The 21084-nt window shown below is 48.9% G+C and carries 16 protein-coding genes and 1 pseudogene; 11 read left to right on the forward strand and 6 right to left on the reverse strand.

Going from position 1 to position 21084, the window contains the following annotated elements; all coding sequences use genetic code 11:
* Positions 1 to 104 precede the first annotated feature (104 nt).
* The gene (locus OXH39_22870; protein MCY3553315.1) at positions 105 to 1052 is read left to right on the forward strand and encodes a D-2-hydroxyacid dehydrogenase; all 948 of its coding nucleotides are present in this window, start codon (positions 105 to 107) and stop codon (positions 1050 to 1052) included.
* On the opposite strand, the gene OXH39_22875 is transcribed toward OXH39_22870, so the two are convergent.
* Positions 1049 to 2191 carry a mandelate racemase/muconate lactonizing enzyme family protein gene (locus tag OXH39_22875; GenBank protein ID MCY3553316.1) on the reverse strand — a complete coding sequence of 381 codons (1143 nt, stop codon included), beginning with the start codon at positions 2189 to 2191 and terminating at the stop codon, positions 1049 to 1051. The genes OXH39_22870 and OXH39_22875 overlap by 4 nt on opposite strands.
* A gap of 176 nt (positions 2192 to 2367) precedes the next feature.
* On the opposite strand from OXH39_22875, the gene OXH39_22880 reads away from it, so the two are divergent.
* The 4 genes from OXH39_22880 (at position 2368) to OXH39_22895 (ending at position 8520) form a co-directional block, all read left to right on the forward strand.
* Complete coding sequence (locus OXH39_22880; protein MCY3553317.1) at positions 2368 to 4275, forward strand: hypothetical protein; 1908 nt, start codon at positions 2368 to 2370, stop codon at positions 4273 to 4275.
* A 309-nt stretch (positions 4276 to 4584) separates the two neighbouring features.
* The gene (locus OXH39_22885; GenBank protein MCY3553318.1) at positions 4585 to 6033 is read left to right on the forward strand and encodes a hypothetical protein; all 1449 of its coding nucleotides are present in this window, start codon (positions 4585 to 4587) and stop codon (positions 6031 to 6033) included.
* A 117-nt stretch (positions 6034 to 6150) separates the two neighbouring features.
* Positions 6151 to 7188, forward strand: a complete 1038-nt coding sequence (locus OXH39_22890) for a sodium:calcium antiporter (protein MCY3553319.1) — start codon at positions 6151 to 6153, stop codon at positions 7186 to 7188.
* 153 nt (positions 7189 to 7341) lie between these two features.
* A complete protein-coding gene (locus tag OXH39_22895; protein ID MCY3553320.1) occupies positions 7342 to 8520 on the forward strand; it encodes a hypothetical protein in 1179 nt (392 codons plus the stop codon).
* Positions 8521 to 8846: 326 nt separating this feature from the next.
* Here the strand turns inward: OXH39_22895 and OXH39_22900 are convergent, their stop codons facing one another.
* Both OXH39_22900 and OXH39_22905 read right to left on the reverse strand, forming a co-directional pair.
* The gene (locus OXH39_22900; GenBank protein MCY3553321.1) at positions 8847 to 9833 is read right to left on the reverse strand and encodes an aldo/keto reductase; all 987 of its coding nucleotides are present in this window, start codon (positions 9831 to 9833) and stop codon (positions 8847 to 8849) included.
* 497 nt (positions 9834 to 10330) lie between these two features.
* Positions 10331 to 11323 (reverse strand): RluA family pseudouridine synthase, encoded by a 993-nt coding sequence (locus tag OXH39_22905; GenBank protein ID MCY3553322.1) that lies wholly within the window; start codon positions 11321 to 11323, stop codon positions 10331 to 10333.
* Positions 11324 to 11584: 261 nt separating this feature from the next.
* Here OXH39_22905 and truA point away from each other — a divergent pair, with 261 nt between their 5' ends.
* The 3 genes from truA to OXH39_22920 all read left to right on the forward strand — a co-directional run bounded on the left by truA (position 11585) and on the right by OXH39_22920 (position 14409).
* Positions 11585 to 12379, forward strand: a complete 795-nt coding sequence (gene truA / locus OXH39_22910; GenBank protein MCY3553323.1) for a tRNA pseudouridine(38-40) synthase TruA — start codon at positions 11585 to 11587, stop codon at positions 12377 to 12379.
* A 125-nt stretch (positions 12380 to 12504) separates the two neighbouring features.
* Positions 12505 to 13518 carry an HD domain-containing protein gene (locus tag OXH39_22915; GenBank protein MCY3553324.1) on the forward strand — a complete coding sequence of 338 codons (1014 nt, stop codon included), beginning with the start codon at positions 12505 to 12507 and terminating at the stop codon, positions 13516 to 13518.
* Positions 13519 to 13545: 27 nt separating this feature from the next.
* Positions 13546 to 14409, forward strand: coding sequence for a phytanoyl-CoA dioxygenase family protein (locus OXH39_22920; protein ID MCY3553325.1), 864 nt, complete (start codon positions 13546 to 13548; stop codon positions 14407 to 14409).
* Positions 14410 to 14587: 178 nt separating this feature from the next.
* On the opposite strand, the gene OXH39_22925 is transcribed toward OXH39_22920, so the two are convergent.
* Positions 14588 to 15640 carry a Gfo/Idh/MocA family oxidoreductase gene (locus OXH39_22925; GenBank protein MCY3553326.1) on the reverse strand — a complete coding sequence of 351 codons (1053 nt, stop codon included), beginning with the start codon at positions 15638 to 15640 and terminating at the stop codon, positions 14588 to 14590.
* Between the two features lie 536 nt (positions 15641 to 16176).
* On the opposite strand from OXH39_22925, the gene murA reads away from it, so the two are divergent.
* From murA to OXH39_22940, 3 genes and pseudogenes are all read left to right on the forward strand, one after another.
* Positions 16177 to 17457 (forward strand): UDP-N-acetylglucosamine 1-carboxyvinyltransferase, encoded by a 1281-nt coding sequence (gene murA, locus OXH39_22930; protein ID MCY3553327.1) that lies wholly within the window; start codon positions 16177 to 16179, stop codon positions 17455 to 17457.
* Between the two features lie 77 nt (positions 17458 to 17534).
* A complete protein-coding gene (gene hisD / locus OXH39_22935; GenBank protein ID MCY3553328.1) occupies positions 17535 to 18833 on the forward strand; it encodes a histidinol dehydrogenase in 1299 nt (432 codons plus the stop codon).
* A 161-nt stretch (positions 18834 to 18994) separates the two neighbouring features.
* Positions 18995 to 19687: pseudogene (locus tag OXH39_22940) on the forward strand (DUF1028 domain-containing protein).
* Positions 19688 to 19732: 45 nt separating this feature from the next.
* On the opposite strand, the gene OXH39_22945 reads toward OXH39_22940, so the two are convergent.
* The gene (locus tag OXH39_22945) at positions 19733 to 20170 is read right to left on the reverse strand and encodes a hypothetical protein (GenBank protein MCY3553329.1); all 438 of its coding nucleotides are present in this window, start codon (positions 20168 to 20170) and stop codon (positions 19733 to 19735) included.
* An 18-nt stretch (positions 20171 to 20188) separates the two neighbouring features.
* Positions 20189 to 20962 (reverse strand): SDR family oxidoreductase, encoded by a 774-nt coding sequence (locus OXH39_22950; protein MCY3553330.1) that lies wholly within the window; start codon positions 20960 to 20962, stop codon positions 20189 to 20191.
* Positions 20963 to 21084 lie beyond the last annotated feature (122 nt).

The following is a 21084-nucleotide window of genomic DNA, read 5'->3' on the forward strand; positions in this document are numbered from 1 at the left end:
GCGATTCAGACAAATGTTTCTATTGACAGCCTCCTAAATCTATGATAAACTTCGGCGTATCCAAACGACTCTCACGGAAAATTCTATAACGAAGGAGACGATCAATGGCAAAAGTCAAAGTCCTGATTGCCAGCGGAATTAGCCAAGAAATCGCAGATATGCTGCAGGATGCCCCACCGGAGATGGACATCCATTTTTTACCGAAAGACGAATCGCTCAGCGACCACCTTTCAGATGTTGAAATCCTCTACGGAACAGTGCCAGAGGCGGCACTCCCTTATGCGACCTCCCTTCAGTGGGTGATGCAGCCATTCGTAGGCGTGGAAGGCTCAATGTATCCCGCCTTCAAAGAAAGTTCGATCACACTCGTGAACAGCAAACGGTTGTATGGACCACAGCTTGCCGAACATGCGTTCGCGCTTCTGCTCGCGCTGACACGCGGCATCAATACACAACTCGATCTGATGCGGGAGAAAAAATGGGAGTGGCTGCCGTGTGTTGAGGTATCAGGGATGACGATGGGGGTACTCGGACTCGGCGGTATCGGTAGAGCTGTCGCGCAACGCGCCAAGGCGTTCGATTTCAACGTGATCGCAGTGGACCCGGAACCGATGGACAAGCCAGACACAGTTGATGAATTGGGTCAACTCGATTGGTTGCCAGAGTTCCTATCCCGCTCGGAAGTGTTGACGGTTTGCTGTCCAATCACACCGCAAACCCACAAACTGTTATCCCATGCAGAATTCGATGCCCTGCCAGAGGGCAGCTTCTTCATCAACGTCAGTCGCGGTAGGGTAGTGGACGAAGAGGCACTGATTGCCGCACTGGAAAGTGGAAAATTAGCGGGTGCTGGATTAGACGTAACCTATACGGAACCCTGTCCAACAGACAATCCGTTATGGATGCTCCCGAACGTGATTCTAACGTCCCATACTGCTGGCGCATCACAGAACATCGCCAAACGTGCGATGGAACTGTTCATCAATAACATGCACAAATACGTGAATGGTGAACCGCTCACCAACGTTGTGGACAAGGACAAAGGCTATTAGGCATCTATCGCAAAGGCTTCTAACGCTTCCGTATCAATATCAACACCGATGCCGGGCATATCATCAAGGACGAAAGCCCCATCTTCAACCCGCGGTTTTCGCGTGGTGATCTGCCCCTTCATTTGATATGCCTCTGGAGAATGTTCCATAATCAGGAAGTTCGGGATCGTCGCTGAAAATTGGACTGTTGCGGCAATCGACAAGATGCCGCCCCCGCCGATGTGTGGTGTTACTGGAATGTTGTAGGTATCCGCGAGGCTCGCAATCCGTTTCCCTTCGGTGAGTCCAGTGCGCGCAATGTCCGGCATCGTGATGTCGCAGGCGCGACGCTCAAACACCTCCCGCAATTCAAAACGGGTGCGGGTCCACTCCCCAATAGCGACCGACATATCTAACGCTTGTGCTAACGCTGCCTGTCCAGGGATATCCTCCGGCACCGTCGGCGACTCTAACCACATCACATCCAATGCCTCAAGCCCGCGTCCGAGTAGAATCGCGTCAGGGATGCTGTATTGGGTATGGACATCCACCATCAACTTGATCTGTGGACCCACCCGCTCGCGCACGGCTGCAACGATCTCCAAAATCTCCTCACGGCTGCTGGTCGAGTGAATCTTCAATCCACCATAACCTTGTGCGACATATTCCGATGCCTTGGATGCCGCTGCTTCGGGTGTACTTCCACCCACACCAGCATACAGAGGTATCGTATCCCGATATCTACCGCCAAGCACTTTATGTACCGGTTTCCCCGTCGCCTGCCCGATGATGTCCCACAGCGCGATATCACAGCCAGCGAGCGCATCGATAAAAAAGCCGGTATAGTGTCCGCGCTCCCGCATCGCCGTGAACATGCGTTGCCAGAGATATTCCACATCAAACGGATCTTTTCCCATCAGTATCGGACGACACAAATCCTCAACGATTGTTTTTGAGGTGCGCGGCGAGACAGGACTTTGCCCTTCGCCATACCCCACGATTCCGTCTGACGTAGTGATTCGGACAACCATCGTTTCATGGTGCCGTGCGTAGATACAACGCCATCCCTCATCTGGCAAGTAATAATTGTCGGTCCGCTGTTCGGATGACCTGTCGGTTTGGAATCTGAGCGCGAACGCTTCAACGTGTGTAATTTTCATAACTAAATATCCCCTGATGCTCACAACGGATTTTCTTGAACTTTTACGTGAATAAACGTAAAATACAAGGAGAAGGTTCACATTTCTGCGAGAACACGTCAAGGCTTTTCACCAACCGCCTATTCACTCGCTAAACTCTCACGATGTCTCCTTTAAGTCCACGGACAGGTCCGCCGATGCCCGAAAAAATCACCTTACGCACTATCCTCATATCGTTGCTACTCCTGCCGTTCATTTACAAATGGCATATTGAATGTGAGGCATTGCGATACACCTTCCCAACGTTGATGGCACCATTCTATAGTGTTGTTTTCACACTGCTGGTCATTTCGGTGTTTAACATCGTGTTAAAAAAATATGCATCGAAACACGCGCTGACAGGGGGTGAACTGATCAGCCTCTACGTGCTGATGTCAATAACATTACTGTTCATGTCTTATGACATGTTCCTTCCCCTCGTCTCAATTATCGTTCATGCCTTCTATTTCGGTACACCTGAAAACGAATGGCGCGAGTTGTTCTGGGACTATCTACCGGATTGGTTGACAATCAACGATCCGAGCGTGCTCCGTGCGTTCTACCTCGGCGATGAACCCCTTTTTGAAACCCATTATATGATACAATGGTTGATTCCGACGTTCTGGTGGTGTATATTTACTTTCTCACTAATCTTCGTGATGCAGTGTATTAACGTTATTATCCGTAAGCAGTGGACGGAACAGGAACGTCTCGTGTATCCGATTGTCGAACTCCCGTATCAACTCGCCTACAACACAAATCGATTCTTACGGAGCCGAGCAATGTGGTGGGGATTCGGCATCGCGGCTATTATTAGTCTCGCCAACGGACTTAACATCTTTTTTCCGTCAATTCCGGCTTTTCCGAATAAACACATACCGCTCGGTGGGTTATTCACTGAAAGACCGTGGACAGCCCTTCTCCGTGGTGGGAATGCGATCATCGTCTATCCGTTCGCTGTTGGACTTGGTTTCCTGATGCCGCTTGAGTTGCTTACATCGTGTCTACTCTTTTTCTTTTTATATAAGGTGCAATATTTCGTCGCTATCCTAACCGGACTGGAGAACGTTCCGGGTTTTCCTTATCCTTATGAGCAGAACATCGGTGCGTATATCGGCATCTGTGCGGTTGCATTGTGGGGCACGCGTAGGCAGATCTGGCGAGCATTTCGTACAGCATTTATCCAACGAACAACAGCGGATGAGAAAGAACCGATGCGCTATCGAACCGCATTTTTGGGAATCGTTTTCGGTGGTATATTCATCATCGGATTTGCGATGCGTGGTGGGATGGCGATGTGGATCGCTGTGCTATTCTTTGCTGCACATTTTGCTACAATTGCGATCCCGTTGACGCGTATTCGTGCACAAATCGGTTTTCCTATTCACTCAACGACCTTTATCGGACCGCACCACAGTCTTGTTAGCATGCTCGGCACACGACGCATTGGCGCACGGAACTTGACATGGTTCTCGCTCTTTTTCTGGTTTAATAGAGACAATCGGAGCCATCCAATGCCACACCAACTTGAGGCGTTTAAGCTTGCTGAACGGGGTAACCTCGACGTAAAAGGATTATCGCGTTTAATGCTTATGCTGACAGTTATCGCGATGCCGTTGTGCATCTTCATGCTGGTGGATACGTTCTTTGGACTTGGCGTTAATTCCGGCAAGGTAGGCGGGCAGATTAACAGTTTTGGTGGACGAGCGTACCGCTTTCTTGAGGGTTGGCTCACCTCACCCCAAGATGCAAACCCGGGGCATATCGCTGCGATAACGATCGGTTTCTGTGTTACGATCCTGCTCTCTGCTGTACGCAGTCGACTGTTTTGGTGGCCGATTCATCCACTCGGTTATGGGGTATCTTTTCATCTTCACCTTTTCTGGGCGGCGTTTATCATCAGTGCCCTCGCCAAATGGAGCGTGCTAAAATACGGTGGACTCGGTCTCTATCGGAAAACAGTACCGCTTTTTCTTGGACTCGTATTAGGGGATTTTGTCATCGGGAGTTTTTGGAATATCTTAAGCATTTTCCTTGATAGACCGACGTACACCTTTTACTATTAGGGTGGATTCTCAAAATATGTAAACACCTTGTAGAAGTGAGTTTGCTCGCGACCCTCCCATTATAGTAAAAACCGAAAAATTGTAGACTTTACTTTTCCCTATAATGTGCTATCATAATATGACCTCAGTGGTGAATTCGACCCGTCATCGCGTCCTTTAAGGTGATAGAAGTCGAAGGCGTTAGCAACTTTGAAGGCACATAAGACGAAGTTGTGAATTACAGATATACGATAAGTTAATTTTCACAAGGCATATAGATATGAAAGTTATTCGATCAGATATGGTATCACCAGAATAGGAGAAACGCACATGAAACGACTCGCTTGCCCTCTCTTCATCGCTTTGCTCATATTTTCACGCGCCTTCGCAGCGGACGACAAACTCGCCTCTGGTGCCGCCAGCCTCTATCACCTTGCCAGTATCTTGGGTATTGAGGTATCGCGTGAGCAGGTCGAAAACATTGTCCTGGAAAGAGCTCGGGGACCTTATGTTGTCAATTTTGTCATCATTGACACTGCGGGGAGAATCGGAATTGAGTTGCAGGAACGCGACCTCGACTACGAGCAGTTACAGACACTTGAAACACCTGTTATTGCCTGTCTTAAAACTACACTTGATGACGAAAGCGATTCGGAAGCAGATACCACTGTTATAGCAGACTTTATCGTCGTTGAATCCGCAACCGAAAAATCGGTACGTGTGTTTGGTGCACCTCAGAAATCTTCGCGAGCGGCAGCGACATTCATTTCCCGCGACCATTTTTTGGAGCACTGGACGGGACAAGTCTTAACATTAAGACCCGCTCTCTCCGCAGAAGCGACACAACTTCTCCAAGATATCATAACTGGAACGGCTGCCTATAACGCCAAACTTAAAAGCGGTGAGGTCGAATTCTCAATTACGTTGAGTGAACGAATCCGACAAGAGAAGAATTTCCTTGAACGTCTTTTCGGATGGGGTCGGAACCTCTTGATGTCATCGGAAAAAGAGAAGGAGGAGGTCCAATATGAAGACCAAGGGTATTGGCACATCACCTACCGATTTGATGGCGATCACCAGTTTTACGATGTCAAGATGCGAAAAAAGAGAGAGTTAAATGGAAAATCCCTCCTGAACTGGCACGAAATGCACCTTCAATATCAGATAAACGGTAGAACGGTGTATTTCAGGGAAAATCCCAAGACTGAATGGCAACAGCAATCCGCGCATAAAAGCAGACCTCCTTGGGGTGCAGACATACCATCGGATGTTTTTGAAGAACAGTTCAACCCTCGCCGGTGGAGTCCCCCACCGTGGGGATCTAAATTCACAAGAATGATTAATTTCTACAAACCCGTTGATGTGCAGCGGGTTAAAGTTAAGGAAATACCACACAACCTTTTGACGCTGCAACGCACAGATTTTGATGCAACTCATACCATTGAAATTTGGCTGGATCCGCAGAAAGCGTACCGACCGACCCGAATTTTAGCACACCGTAGATCTCTTACCCAGTTGTTCATAGAGGGGCGTGATGGCAAGATCACACCCTTACCGCGTGAAAAAACATACCGCCTCACCTCTTATATCTACCAGTTCGCACAATTTGAACCCGATATCTGGTTCCCGAAAACTGTCACTATGGAACACTCGTCTGTCGTCGGTGATGAAGATAAACAACCGCCATCAGCACATCGCAGGACAACCATGCAAGTGCATCGTGCGGTTTTTAACATGCCGATTTCGGAAAAAGAATTGGGCATAATACCAGACAGATAGTCCTACAAAACGAATGGCTGGATAAATATATCTGAAACACGCTTGACTTCACCAAGGGTATATGTTAATCTATTCTTTAGAAACTAACATCCTATATTTCCTCGAAAGGTAAAGTTAATGGAAGAATGGATCACAAATCTTATTAGTGGGTTAGCCAGCCCGCTCATTTTCCTGATAATTGCGGTGATGCTTTACACACTCGGCAAAGGTGCGGACTGGCTTGTTGATGAAGCGGTAATTCTTTCAACCCGATGGGGCTTAGGAAAAGCGGTCATCGGTGCAACAGTTGTGAGCATTGGCACGACAACACCAGAGGCGGCTGTCTCCGTCCTGTCGGCAATACAAGGAGAACCCGGGCTTGCGCTCGGAAACGCCGTCGGTTCAATCATCTGCGACACAGGACTCATCCTCGGATTAGCATCCCTCATCGCTCCCTTACCCCTCAATCGCCAATTGGCTTCACGGCTGTCAAATGTACAGGTAGGTGCAGGTATTCTCTTGGTGGTAGGCTGTTTCCCGTGGGCATCTCCGGCGAAAGTTTTCAGTCAAGGCGGCGTTCTACCTCAACTCGTAGGTGTTGTCTTCGTTGTCCTTCTGGCATTATACATCTGGCAGTCCATCCGATGGGCAGGTGCGACACCGTCAGATGCTGAAAGCACAGAAGAAGAGAATGAAGAAGCATCAGGGGCATTCGGAACACTCTTTAAACTCATCGGGGCAATTGCCATTGTTGTTGTCTCTGCTCAGATCTTGATTCCAAGTGTGATCGAAATAGCAAAAAGGATTCAGGTACCGGAGCATATTATTTCAGCGACACTTGTTGCGTTTGGTACATCGCTCCCTGAACTGGTGACAGCGATAACGGCGGTTAGGCGCGGGCATGGCGAATTGGCAGTCGGAAACATTATCGGTGCGGATATTCTCAATGTGCTTTTTGTCGCCGGTGTTTCTGCTTCCGCTACGCAAGGCGGTTTACAAGCAGACGGTCAATTCTTCCAGTTCCTGTTCCCAGCGATGCTGTTTATCTTGATCGTCTTCCGATGCGGTATCTTCGTGTCAGGCGACCAGTTGAAACGTCCGTTCGGTGTCGTGCTAGTTGCGACATGGCTTTTGGTGACGATTCTGAGTTATGTGTTGTCAATTGAAATGCATTAATAGTTGTCAGTTATTAGTTATCAGTTGTCAGTTAAGAGAACCAAATGGTACTGATTAATAAACTGTGGTTCTTGATAAATTTGTGAAAGTATGTGATAGTATAATTCTAAGTTTTGACGAGTGTTCAAAAGTTTCTTCAAAGGAGGCACGGCAATGAACAACGATCAATCACCTGAGAAAGAAGTCTATCGCGCCCCGGCTTTTGCTGATTTCAAACCGGAACTCGCGGCACCCGGATCCACACCGGAACGGTTGGCGCACTTGAAGGAGCACGGCTTCGTTATCATCAACGACTTTGTTGATAATCCGTGGATCCCAATTCTCCGAGAGGCAGGCAGACGGGTTACACAAGCGTGTGCGCCAGAAAACGGCTATGACATCATCGATTGCTCAAAGGGATACGTTCACCGCGGCGGAGAGAGTGAACCTTGGGCAATCCGAGGCATAATCCACCCGGCTTTTAAAGAACCCGCTTTCGCTGAATTTTACGGGTCGCCAGGTTTCACTGGCTTTGTCCAGTCTTGGTGTGGCGCGGCACCTGAAGACCTTGTCATGACGAACATCCTGCTCTGGTGCAATCCACGCAAAGGTGAGCATAAACTCGGTTGGCACAGAGATACGACATGGTGGGGTACTGGAGAGGGTTACTTCTCACAAGAAAGTCGCACAGAAGGTCCCGAAGCCTACTCCGAGGAGGTTGAGCGGATCCGTTGGAAAGAAATTCAGGAAGAAAATGAGAAGCGGATTACCGAACCGAAAGGTGTGGGTATGTTCTTAGCACTCGCAGATGATGAATGCCATGAACTCGTTGTGGGAAGCCACAGCCGCTGGCGAACTCCTCTTGAGCATGACGTGCTGCTCCCAAAATCCATGAAGGATCAGGGTGTTCCCTATACACCGAGTTGGAACGGCACAGATCCACTTCCTGGACAGGTCGCGATTCGGCTCAAGGCTGGCCAAGCACTCATCCGTAACGGCACGACGATCCATACCGGACACACCGTCCCTGAGCGCGAACGCAATACATTGTCAATCGGTTGGTCGAAATGGGGTGGTACGTCCGACGAGGAGCCAAAGGTCGTCGATGCGCGATTCGCGTGGCAACTCGACCCCGCCGTCCGTGAGGCACTTCCACACGAATGGATGAAGACAGCCTGGGATCGCTGGGCAGCAAACATCAAGCTCGGCGATAGGCTTGAAGACCGTTATGCTGGTTTTGACATCGAACGCATCAAAGCAGGCGAAGTCGTTGGGTGGCGAACCGAATTGGAACGTCAAGCCGCCGCTGCAGGCGACGCGTGGGAACGCTATCAGACGGTGTCTGAATCCTAAAAGCAGAAAATTTAGAGGCGGATCTTTGGATCCGCCTTTTTTGTTTTTATAGTAAAGCCCGTAATTACCTATACACCAACGCAAGGGCAAGGATACCGGTTTTCCCTCCTCAGTAATGAGCGTCCGCCTGTGCCAGCAGTAGTGTGTTTAGGGCGAGGATAAAATCCTCGCCAGCTGCGGTGAGAGTTTCCTTTATTGAAAACCTGTCTACATGTTTCAATCTTTACTATAAATTGTCCAAACTTTAGTATATAACGTGAGTTTGATATAAATGCAAATGTAGGTTGGGTTTCACTCAAGGACCAACCACTGGTGGCTGATAGCCATTAAGCTGGTGGGGCAATTAGACGCACAAACGAGCGGGAAACCTCATCTAATTCCTCTCGAACTGCTGCATCAAGCTCCCAACCGACACCGCCAAGCGTATCGTCAAGTTGTTCAATCGTATCGCTGCCACTGATTGCGACAGTGACTTCCGGATGCGATAATACCCACGCCACGGCGAGTTGGGCGGGTGTTTTACCTAACTCCGCTGCGAGCCGTTTGAGGGTTATGATTACCTGTCCGGTCGGACCACTCATCCGTTGCGCGAATTCCTCGCGTAATCGCGTTCCCCATAAAGTGCCAGCGGGTGGTGGTTCATCGGGTGCGTAGACACCACTCAACAGACCAACGGCTAACGGACTATAAGCCATAACGCCTAACCCTTCCTCACGCACCAAGCCGAACAACTCCGTCTCCATATCCCGGTTCAGTAGGTTATACATGTTCTGAATGCCCATATAGGGTGTTGCGTTGATTCTATCAGCGATCCAGAGTGCTTTGCACGCCTGCCACGCTTGATGATTACAACAACCGATATAGCGCACTTTACCCGAACGCACGAGATCATCCATCGCTCGGACAGTCTCCTCCTGTGGTGTCATTTCATCGGGCGCGTGGATGAGGTAGACATCAATATGATCAGTGTTGAGACGCGACAAGGAACGCTCGACCTCCCGCATGATATGGTATCTTGACAATCCCTGATCGTTCGGACCTGGACCGATCTGGCTGAAAACCTTTGACGTAATTACAACGTCATCGCGTTTGCCCTGAATCGCTTTACCGAGAACTTCCTCAGAACGACCAATGTTGGCGCGATCGTCCATAAGCCCATAGATATTGGCGCAATCAATGAGGTTAATACCAGAATCAATGGCGTGTTCAATGAGTCTTTGGGCTTCATTCGCGTCGCCTTGTCCTCTGAGTCCCAAGCCCAATGCGAGCGGACTCACTTTAACGCCTGCTTTTCCAAAATTGACATATTCCATAGATAGATTTCCTTACCCTCTCGTAAATTAATTTGTAGCGGATCTTGGAATTAATTGAGACAGACCAAACCAGTGCGATTAGGAAACCGCACCATAGGTTTTAATTTACAGACTGTTCGTGGTACTTCGGAGGAGCGTCTCTACAAATGCTGCAGAAACACCCAAGCAAAACCCCCCTACGGGGCTTGATCGGGGGCGCGACCGTTTTTCTACACAGATACTGAAGAAACACCCAAGCAAATAAACCCTACGGGATTCAAGAGGTTTTTGAAGTCTTCAAGGTTCCTGTGTAAAACTAGGTGCGGTTGATGAAGATTAAATAAATATTTCGGTAATTGTTACAGATCGCGAGCACAGCTCGCTCCTACTAAGAGACTGTTGATGCATTACCGAATTAAATTCTTAAACTTCATCAAACCGCACCTACCTTGTGGGGACCTCCGAGGGGTACTCGTTAAAATGTCTATTCATTTCTAAACTCCACTATAGTTTATCTTCTAATCACCGGTTTTACGGGCATCTGTCTGCATTCGCAAGGCATTTACAACCCGTTGCATATTTTTCGGGATCGGTGCCGAAAAAGTCAAGTTTTCGCCTGTGGCTGGATGTTCAAAGCCGAGCATGCGCGCATGCAACGCCTGACGTTTCAACTGAGCGAGTGCGTGTTTCAGTTCCGTTGTATCGGCATCATTCAAAGCACGCTGTTCACCGCCATAAATCGCGTCACCAACCACTGGGTGACCGATGTGCTGCAGATGTACACGGATCTGATGGAGCCTCCCAGTTTCCAATGTCAGCTGAACAAGCGCAAATTGAGAGTAGGTTTCTAAAACCTCATAGTGTGTGACAGCGTGTCGTCCGCCTGTTTCAACTGTCGTCATCCGGCGTCGATCCCTTCGACTCCGAGCAATTCGAGCGTCAATCGTTCCTGTGGCTTTCGCAGGGGTTCCGCATACGATAGCGACATATTGGCGCGTAATGCTATGCTGTTCAAACTGCGCGGAAAGTCCGCGATGTACGACATCGGTTTTCGCGACAACGAGAACACCCGACGTGTCCTTATCCAGTCTGTGAACAATTCCTGGACGCTCTACGCCGCCGATGCCGGAAAGGTCTGTCGGACAGTGCGCGAGCAACGCATTTACGAGCGTGCCGACATTCACACCGTTCGCAGGATGAACAAGCATGCCTGCGGGCTTATTAAGCACAATCAAGTCGCTATCCTCGTGAAGAATGGCAAGCGGAATTCGCTCAGGTTGAAGCGTCTCCAAAGGACGTGGCGGCGGAAGCATCAAACACACGCGGTCGCCGTCTCGGAGCGCGTAACTCGGTTGTTTAGTCACTTTACCGTTGACGGTGGCATCACCATTACGAATCAGTCGCTGAAGATAGGTCCGAGATACCCCCTCCGTCGCGTTGAGAAGAAAGCGATCCAACCGCTCACCAGACTGATTCGTTTGGATGTCGTAAACCCGGATTTCATTTTTCATTGCGGAATTCCGCCGCATCCATCGGTGGATGTTCTGGCTGCCAAGCGTTGATACACGAAAAATCTTTCCTTTTGTCTCAAATCAACTCGGATTTGAACTTCAAGGCATTATACACGCTCGGCTCATATTTGTCAATCGCTTCGATCACGGTATTCAAATATTCGAGTCATTCCTCGCCGTACAATTTTGATTTGACACTTAACATGGAATATGATACTCTTTATTCATCTGATCTCTAATGCCCGACAATAGGGTGACATCATGCGAAATATCAAACTCGTGCTTGAATATGATGGCACGAATTACCATGGATGGCAAACACAGCCGAACCTCCCAACTGTCCAAGAGACAGTTGAAAAGTCCTTAGCAAAACTAACCAAAAGCCCAATACAAATTATCGGGGCAGGGAGGACCGATAGTGGTGTCCACGCGGAGGGACAGGTAGCAAACTTCTATACGGATTCAGAGATACCGCTCGTTGCATTCCAGAAAGGGCTGAACGCCATTTTGCCACGGGATATTGTTGTCTGTGCTGCGACAGAGGTGCCAGCGGAATTTCACGCCCGCTTCAGTGCCACAAGCCGGCGTTACCGATACACGATTTTGAACAGGGCGTACCCCGCCGCACTTTTCCGACACACAAGCTACCTCTTCCCGAAGGGAATTGATGTTTCGCGAACGAATGACCTCTGCCAAATTCTGGTTGGAAAACAGGATTTCTCCTCTTTCCAAAAGACAGGAAGCGATCGGCTAAATCCTGTGTGCGAAATCTATGAGGCTCACTGGTGGAAGAAAGAGCCGTACATCTACTTTGAAATCGAAGCGGACGCGTTTTTACGAGGCATGGTTCGTGCGATCACCGGCACCATCTTAACTCTTAATAGCAAGTTTTGGAAATCTGCAAGCTGCACCAAACATACGAAATGTCAAGATGCCGAGATGGAGCTCCGCCATATTTTGGAGGCAAAGAATAGAGATGCAGCAGGGGTATCAGTCCCAGCACACGGGCTATCCCTGATTCAAGTGAAATATAACAACCCACAACTTTTACGGTGAATAGTCGTCAGCAATCAGCAGTCAGTCAAGAGCGTATTAAGGGTATTACAAACAATGGCAATCGCCACAAGCATATGCTGAAAGCGAATAGCCGACAACCGAAAACTACCTAAAAGGAGTTCTTCATGAACTATGCCCAGGTCTTGAATGAATTGGAAACTTTAGTCAATGAAACCTTTGCACTTTGGGAGCACAACCGCGTCGGCTTCCAATGGCGACACTATACATGGAATCACAGCATGCGTGTGCGTGCGACGAGTATGGAACTCGGTAGACGGGAAGGCGGCGACGTGAAACTGCTTGAAGTTGCTGGCACACTGCACGATATCACTAAACGATATGACGGTGATTTTAAGACCGACAAGGAAGGAAAACGTGTCTTCAACCCTGAAGGTTTCTGGTTAAACGAGACGCTTACACCAGCAGGTCAGAACATCGTTACGGAACTTTACGACAAGCATAACCTCCACGGTACGGTCCATCACGAATCCGGGGCAGTTATTACTGAGAATATCTTGGCGATGTACGACTTTGAACCGGATTTCGTAGAAGCTGCGACAGCTGTTGTCTTCGCACATCTAAAGCCTACGAACCTCACAGAGGAGAACTTTAAACTGCTCTACAACAGGATTGAAAACCAGATCCTCTATGATGCAGACACTATGGATCCGAACGTCGGTTATACAGGTTTTTTCCGAAACATTCACATTCACTCCTATTTCGCACTCCAACGCGGAAGTTTCGATTTAGAGGATTATGTGCGGAGTCTGCCGCGCTGGATTAACTCCAAGCAGGAATTCGTTGACAAACTTCTAACCGAATCCTCTCGTGAACTTGCCCAAGGGCGACAGGACAGGAATCAGGAGCTTTTCTTGCAAATGGTAGATGAATTAGACGATATGGAGATTAATCGGAAATACGGGCTGCTCGGTATCATCGAATATTTCGTGAGTGAGAATGAGGACCCGCACTTCTTGAACCAACTTGACCACCTGACAAATGAGTGGCTGCCACAAAGGAGACAGTGGTTGGCAGAAGAGGAGAAAGACGCATCGGCACGCGACCGCGCCCAAGCGGCTATTGATCGGGTTGACGATTTCCTGACGCTAATGGCCCGCGAAAGCAAGGGAGAGATTTAAGGCAAGCTTGCCAAGAAGGAGTTTTTTATGAATAACGTAGCAACGGGAGCACATACAGACGCTGTTCAATTTCCGTATCCAGTAGACCTTTATCGCTTCGACACAGCTGCTAAGGGGATTTCAGGTGGATTTCCAGCCGTAACCGAAGCAGATATCGAATACTTCCATCAATACGGTTACCTCGTCATCAATGATGCCTTCAGTCCGCCTGAAGTCGAAGATGCGTTAGCAGGGATGGTTCATCTCATGGATGGGAAATGTCCTGATTTCCGAGCGATTCAATTTGAACCGAAACTTGTCAAGCAGAAGGACGAAATGGAAGTTCAAGAACGTCGGGACGCTATCAGGAAAATCTTCCGTTTTGTAGACTATGAACCGCGTCTGAATGCGCTAGCAGCCCATTCAGGTCTTCTCGGTGTGCTCGAACAAATTATGGGGGATACACCTGAGCTGTTTCAAGACATGGCACTTGTTAAACCCCCGCGCCACGGGTCGGAAAAACCGTGGCATCAGGATTGTGCTTACTTCAACTTACCGGAAGGAACAACGGTTGTTGGCGTATGGATCGCCTTAGATGAAGCTACCCCCGAAAACGGATGTTTACACGTCATACCGGGCTCAAATAATGAGGGACCGATGATCCATTTCAAACGGCGGGATTGGCAGATTTGCGATACGGATGTGCCGGTAGGACGTGATACAATGGTCCCGCTTAAGCCGGGTGGTTGTCTGTTCTGGCACGGGTTGACACATCACGGAAGTCCTGTTAACCAATCGGAGCAACGGCGTCGCGCGCTACAGTTCCATTACAAACCGGTGAGCTGCGAAGAAATTACGACACAGGAACGGATGGACGTTTACGGAAGTGAAGGGAAAGACGTAGATTGCTGAGTATTAGTTATCGGTTATCGGTTATCAGTTGTCGGTTAAGAGGTGTTTCTGTAACAATCCACCGAAACTTGGAGTCTCTATAGGCGGTAGTGAATTGTCATCATTAAAACAAGAAACTGATAACCGAAAGCATTGCGCAGCAATGCGAACCGATAGCCGAAAACCGACAACCATTGCGCTACTTCGTCTGTTCGGGGAAGGGTGCACGGATATCGTAACGTCCTTCAACAAATACTGGTAACTTTCCACCTTCAACCAAAAGGTCGAGCGGGTTCGGACGCGTTGTTAAGGGGAAGGTTACTACGTCCTGAATGCGTAACGATTCGTAAATCGCCATGAGGATTTCTATGGTGCAAAGCCCATGTTTGCCAGCATTGCGATGTTCCTCAACATCACCTTCAATCCAAGCTAACATCTCATCAAATTGATTGGGTTCGCTTTGGCGAGGTTCAATAACCTGCCAGCCAGCGGTCTTGCTATTGAGCAATTCAATTGTGCCGTTCTCACCACGACGGAGCTGCCCATCATTCCCATAAACTGCATCGCCTCGCAGTCCTGGTTCTGGCAAATCGCTTTCGTAAATACCTCGGATGCCGCCATCAAAACAGATTTCTGCCATACAGAGGTCTTCGGTCCTCACGCGGCGTTCCCAACGGTCGGTTTTCCGTGCTGCCTGACCAATGAGCCATAACGGATCTGGATCTCCGAGGATAAACCGCATTTCGTCAACTTCGTGCGTCCCACGATTCAGCAATCCGTGTCCGTCGCGACGGAGCATGGCTTGCGGTTGACCGATTGCCCCTTCTTGGATGAGTCGGCGTGCCTCGCAGTTTTGCGGACTGAACCGGCGTTGGTGTCCGACAACCAATTTCACGTCGTTCTTCTCACACGCATCCATCATGTCCTGTGCATCGCCAACGGAAGCTGCCATCGGTTTTTCGGTAATAACCCCCAACACACCGTTTTCAGCAGCAGCGATCGTGGGTTCAGCGCGGACACTCTGCCACGTGGTGATACTGACGATGTCCAAGTCCTCTTTCTCGCACATTTCACCGAAGTCGGCATAGTGGGTTGGAAGTGCGAATTCTTCAGCGAATTTCGCGGCGGATGCTTCACTGATGTCGGAAGCCGTGACCACTTCAGCACGTCCTGTATTGGTCCAATTATTTGCGTGGGAACGTCCCATGCCACCGCATCCAATAATTCCAACGCGATATGTTTTATCTGCCATCTGTTATATCCTTTTATAGTTGTCAGTTATCGGTTATCAGTTATCAGTTAAGAGGGAACTTTGTAACAATTCACCACGCCATGGAGCCCCAAGTTTCGGCAGCTTGTTACAAAAACGGCAATTTGATTAAACATTTCGGATGTGTTGCAGTCTCCATTTGCACACGCCACAGGCAAGGCGCAAACTGGAAAGTTCGCGCTACATTTGTGGCATATCCCGCGCAAACTGGAAAGTTCGCGCTACATTTATCAAACTGACGTTATAAAAGCATTCTTAACCGATAACTTCTGTCTTACAAGAGTCATATATATTATCAGAGATTGCCTGTCTATACAAGCAAATTCTCTGAAAAAGAGCCAATTTATCCTGATATTGACTCTCTCTAAGACAACATGTGTCTTTTTGGACACAACTTCACAAACCGAAAAGCCTTGTAACGCCATAGTTTTGTAACATATATCCAATTGGCATCGTTTATGCAGGTAGGAATAACATAATCCATATTCCGCGACGAAAATTTGTGAAGGAGTAGGCAAATGGAAAAATTAATCGTCAAAGGTGGTACTCGACTTCAAGGGACAATCCCGGTTAGCGGTTGCAAAAACGCAGTCCTACCTATCGCAGTCGCCGCCGCAATTCTCGGCGACGGGGTCAGTGTCCTCCACAACGTACCCAATCTAACAGATGTAAAAACACTCAGTGCAGTATTGGAAGGGCTTGGTGCCACAATAAAACTCAAAAATTCCACACTTTACATTGAACCAATAAATCACTTAGAATATGAAGCCCCTTACGAACTCGTCCGAAAGATGCGTGCATCCATCTATGTTTTAGGTCCACTCGTGGCGAAACTCGGGAAGGCAAAAGTCTCATTTCCGGGCGGATGTGCTATTGGTCCTCGCCCGATTGATTTGCATATTCAGGGGTTGGAACACTTAGGTGCGGAAGTCACAGTGCATAGCGGTTACATTTACGCACAAGCGGAACGCTTGGCGGGGACAGAGATGTATCTCATGGGGCAGCACGGGCCGAGTGTCGGGGCAACAGCAAACATTATGATGGCGGCGACCTTAGCAGAAGGTACTACGGTTATCCGCGGTGCAGCGTGTGAACCGCATATTTCGGACCTCGCCCACTTCCTCAACGCCATGGGAGCAGACATAGAAGGCATCGGTACTTCTGTTTTGACAATTCAAGGTGTCAAACAGTTACGCGGAACTGAACATACTGTCATTTCCGATGATATTGAGGCAGGCACCTTCATGGTCGCAGGTGCTATTACCAAAGGTGACGTTTATGTCGAAGGGATCGGGCCGCAACAAATTCCTGCGGTCTCAGAAAAACTTACTGAAGCAGGTGTCCAATTAGATTGGGACGGTAACGGCGTGCGTGTTACCACACCACGTGAGATAAAGGGGATCGATGTAACGACTGCCCCGTTCCCAGGTTTCCCGACAGACATGCAGGCACAAATTATGGGGCTGCTCTGCCTTGCATCCGGGACAAGTGTTATCACTGAAAATGTCCACACAGACCGGTACATTCACGCAGCAGAATTGAACCGGATGGGTGCAAAGATCATGCTTGATGGCACGAAAGCTGTGATTAACGGTGTCTCCAAACTCAGTGGTGCGCCTGTGATGGCTTCCGATCTACGCGCGGGTGCTGTACTCGTTGCGGCTGGAATGGCAGCGTCAGGCGAAACCGTTGTATCGCGCGTCTATCACATCGACCGCGGGTATGAATCAATCGAGAGAAAACTGAACGACATCGGCGCAAACATCACGCGAGTTAGCGACAGAGGCGAAGAAGTCTAACTACTTTTGGCACCACTTGTAGATTTTCAAAATTGGTTCTACAAAAGTCCCGAACGAAGCGGAAGGATTATTGAAGGATGTTACAAATTGTCGAGACAGGTACCCAAGAGGCTGAGGATTTTCTCTCAAAGTTGAAGGCGCGGGGTAAGTTAACGGATGAAAGTATCTTAAAAACAGTCCGGCGTACTTTGAGCGATGTGCAAGCCGAAGGGGATAAAGCGGTTATCCGATATACGCGCAAACTCGACGCACCGCGTATCTCGGCAAAGGAACTAAAGGTATCACGAGAAGAGATTGGGGAAGCGTATTTAGAGGTCCCATCCGAATTTATAGACGCAATTACGCACGCGAGAACAAACATCGAGAAATTCCATCAGAAGCAGTTACGGACTTCATGGATGTCAACAGAACCCAACGGAGTCCTGCTCGGACATCTGATACGTCCCTTAAGGCGTGTCGGTGTTCATGTTCCAGCGATCAGCCAACTCCTCGTCTCTTCATTGTTGATGAGCGTCATCCCCGGTACCGTTGCGGGTGTTGAGGAGATCGCTGTCTGTATTCCCCCCATGCGAAGTCGAGACATTAACCCGTATATGCTGGTCGCTGCTTCGGAGTGTGGTATCCGAGAAATCTACAAATGCGGCGGTGCCCAAGCCGTCGCAGCGATGGCGTACGGTACCCAGACCATCCCCGCTGTCGACAAAATTGTAGGACCGGGGAACCTTTATGTCCAATTTGCCAAGAAAGAGGTTTATGGACATGTTGATATAGACAAATTAGCGGGTCCCAGCGAAATCCTTGTCATCGCTGACAGCACAGCTGACCCAGATTACGTCGCCGCAGATCTGATCTCACAAGCGGAACACAACGTTGACTCCGCCGCAATCCTCATCACCCCTTCACTTGGGTTCGCCGAACAAGTCAAATCAGCTATTGAGGTTCAGGGTGAATCCTTACCTCGCTGTGACATCCTGACAGAAGCATTTGTGAACTTCGGTGCCGCGCTTATCACGGCAAACCTATCTGAGGCGTTCACCCTCGCCAACGAAATTGCCCCCGAACACCTTGAGCTGCACATTGAAAATCCATTTGATCGGCTCGGAGACGTACATAATGCTGGGGCTATTTTCATAGGTCCCTATTCACCGGAAGCCGTTGGTGATTATATTGCTGGAACAAACGCAGTCTTACCTACAGGGACAGCGGCACGCTACGCCTCGCCACTCAGCGTTGACGATTTCCTGAAGAAGACAAGCCTCATCTCATATACCAAGGAGGCTTTAGAGGAGGTCACACCAGCAGTTGTTAAACTCGCTGAAGTTGAAGGACTCGAAGGGCACGCTGCTGCTATGAAAATCCGATTTGAAGACGATTAGATGTTGGGTTTCGCTATATCTACCGATACGGATAGTGCATCAATCTTTGAAGTTTATGGTATAAACTGAAGTGTTCTTGGTATTTTACCGCTCAACCCAACCTACGATAGAATCCTTTCGCAAATTGGCATACATGCGCCCCAATATAGGAAACACAGTAAATGTTTTTAATACCGCTGAGCCTTTTGTTCCATTTCTTCGGTCCCAATGTCCGCATTGACAAGCCTTCTCCACTGCCCGTCGCGACGTTTTCAATCGTCGGATACGATGCAGAAACCGGTGCGGTTGGCATCGCCGTGCAATCCAAATTCTTCGCTGTCGGTTCGGTTGTGCCGTGGGCAGAAGCCGGTGTCGGTGCGATTGCGACGCAATCTTGGGCAAACACGACATACGGTCCCAATGGATTGAAACTTCTCAAAAGCGGACTTTCTGCGGAGCAGACCTTAGAACGTCTTGTCGCGGATGATCCGGGCAGGGCAACGCGGCAGGTAGGCATCGTAGATGCGAAAGGCAACGTCGCTAACTATACAGGGGATGAATGCAACGCGTGGGCAGGTGCCGTTTCAGGTAAACATTACACTGCGCAAGGCAACATTCTCGCAGGTGAAGACGTTGTCAAGGCGATGGGAAAAGCATTTGAGGAAACAGAGGGTGAATTGGCAGACAAATTAATGGCAGCACTTTTCGCTGGCCAAGAGGCAGGGGGCGATACACGCGGACAACAGTCAGCAGCCTTGCTGGTTGTCCAAAAGAATAGCGGCTACGGCGGTTTTAATGATCGGTACATTGATTTACGTGTAGATGATAACGAGAAACCGATAGAAGAACTTCAGCGGCTATTGGAGATTCATAAGAGACTGGTGCCTCGATAGAAGGAAACAGTTTCAGGTTAGTTTGTATCAATCATCTAACACAAGTGGCGGGCGTTTAAAACGGGAGCGAATCAGATTCGCTGCTGATAATACAGATGGTAAGCGAACAAGCCGACGTTCTAACCGCCGCTTTCCCGGAAAATCACTGATAATCAGTCCCGTTAAAATTGTTAAAACACCTTGCCCGGGTATTCCCGGCACAGACAGAATTATCCCTACAACAACAAGCAACCCGCCGAATATATTTTTCAGCATAGATAAACAGATGCGAAAGATACGGTTCTGGATGCGGTGGATCCGTTCTTTTGTCTTGAAATAGTCTGAGGGCAAAGAGGCAAGTAATATTGTGCAACCGACGATGCTTGCGATAAAACTCACGCCTGAGAAGATGACAAGCAAAACCCAATGTTCCATAAACCAGCCGCTGAGCATCTGCCAGTAAATTTTTAGGTCAATAAACGACAAGAAGGTTCTCCTAACACATTAGCGACGCGAAACGGCTCCCCCGTCAATTGTCATAATATCGCCACTAATATAGGCGGCTTCATTGGATGCCAGGAACAATACTGCGCCAATATAGTCCCATACTGTTGCCCTGCGTTCAAGTGGAGGTGCGTCCGGTGAAACAGGCGGTAAATCGGGTAAAGTATCATCTTCAGGAAGGTTCCGAGAAGCATTCATACCAGTCGGTGCTCCACCACCAGGTGCGACAGCATTTACAGTGATACCGTGTGGGCGAAGCTCCAAGGCGAGACTGCGCGTGAGTCTATTCAGGGCGGCTTTGCTGACACAATAACTGAGAACACCAACGTGTGATTCTTCGGCATAAATAGACGAATTGTTAATAATACGACCCCGTATCCCCTGTTCTATCATCACCTTAGCAACTGCCTGTGCACAGAGTAGACATCCCTTCACATTAACGCCCATCACCCTATCAAATTGTTCCGGCGTTACCTCAAACAAAGGCTGTCCACCAAGAATCCCTGCATTGTTGAACAGAATATCAATTCGTTTAAAGGTTTCTATCGCAGTATCTACAGCGTCCTGAACCTGCTCAGGCACAGTGACATCCAAAGGCACAGCAATAGCCTTTCCTCCTTCAGCGAGGACTTCTGTAGCGACAGCATCCGCGCTCCGACCCCCAGCAACAACGACAGATGCTCCTTCACGCGCGAATGCTAAACACGCGGCTCTCCCGATCCCTAAAGGTCCGCCTCCGCCTGTCACAAATGCGACTTTATTCTCAAAACGCATCTAATCCTCCTCCTGTACACAATTCCTATTCTTTGTTCCTCTGCGTTACACTATTTTACCATAATACCCTTTAATTTTGCAAGGTTTCACCGATTTCCGGCAGAATAATACACCTCTACAAT

The sequence above is a fragment of the Candidatus Poribacteria bacterium genome (assembly GCA_026702755.1).
Taxonomy (GTDB): Bacteria; Poribacteria; WGA-4E; order WGA-4E; family WGA-3G; genus WGA-3G.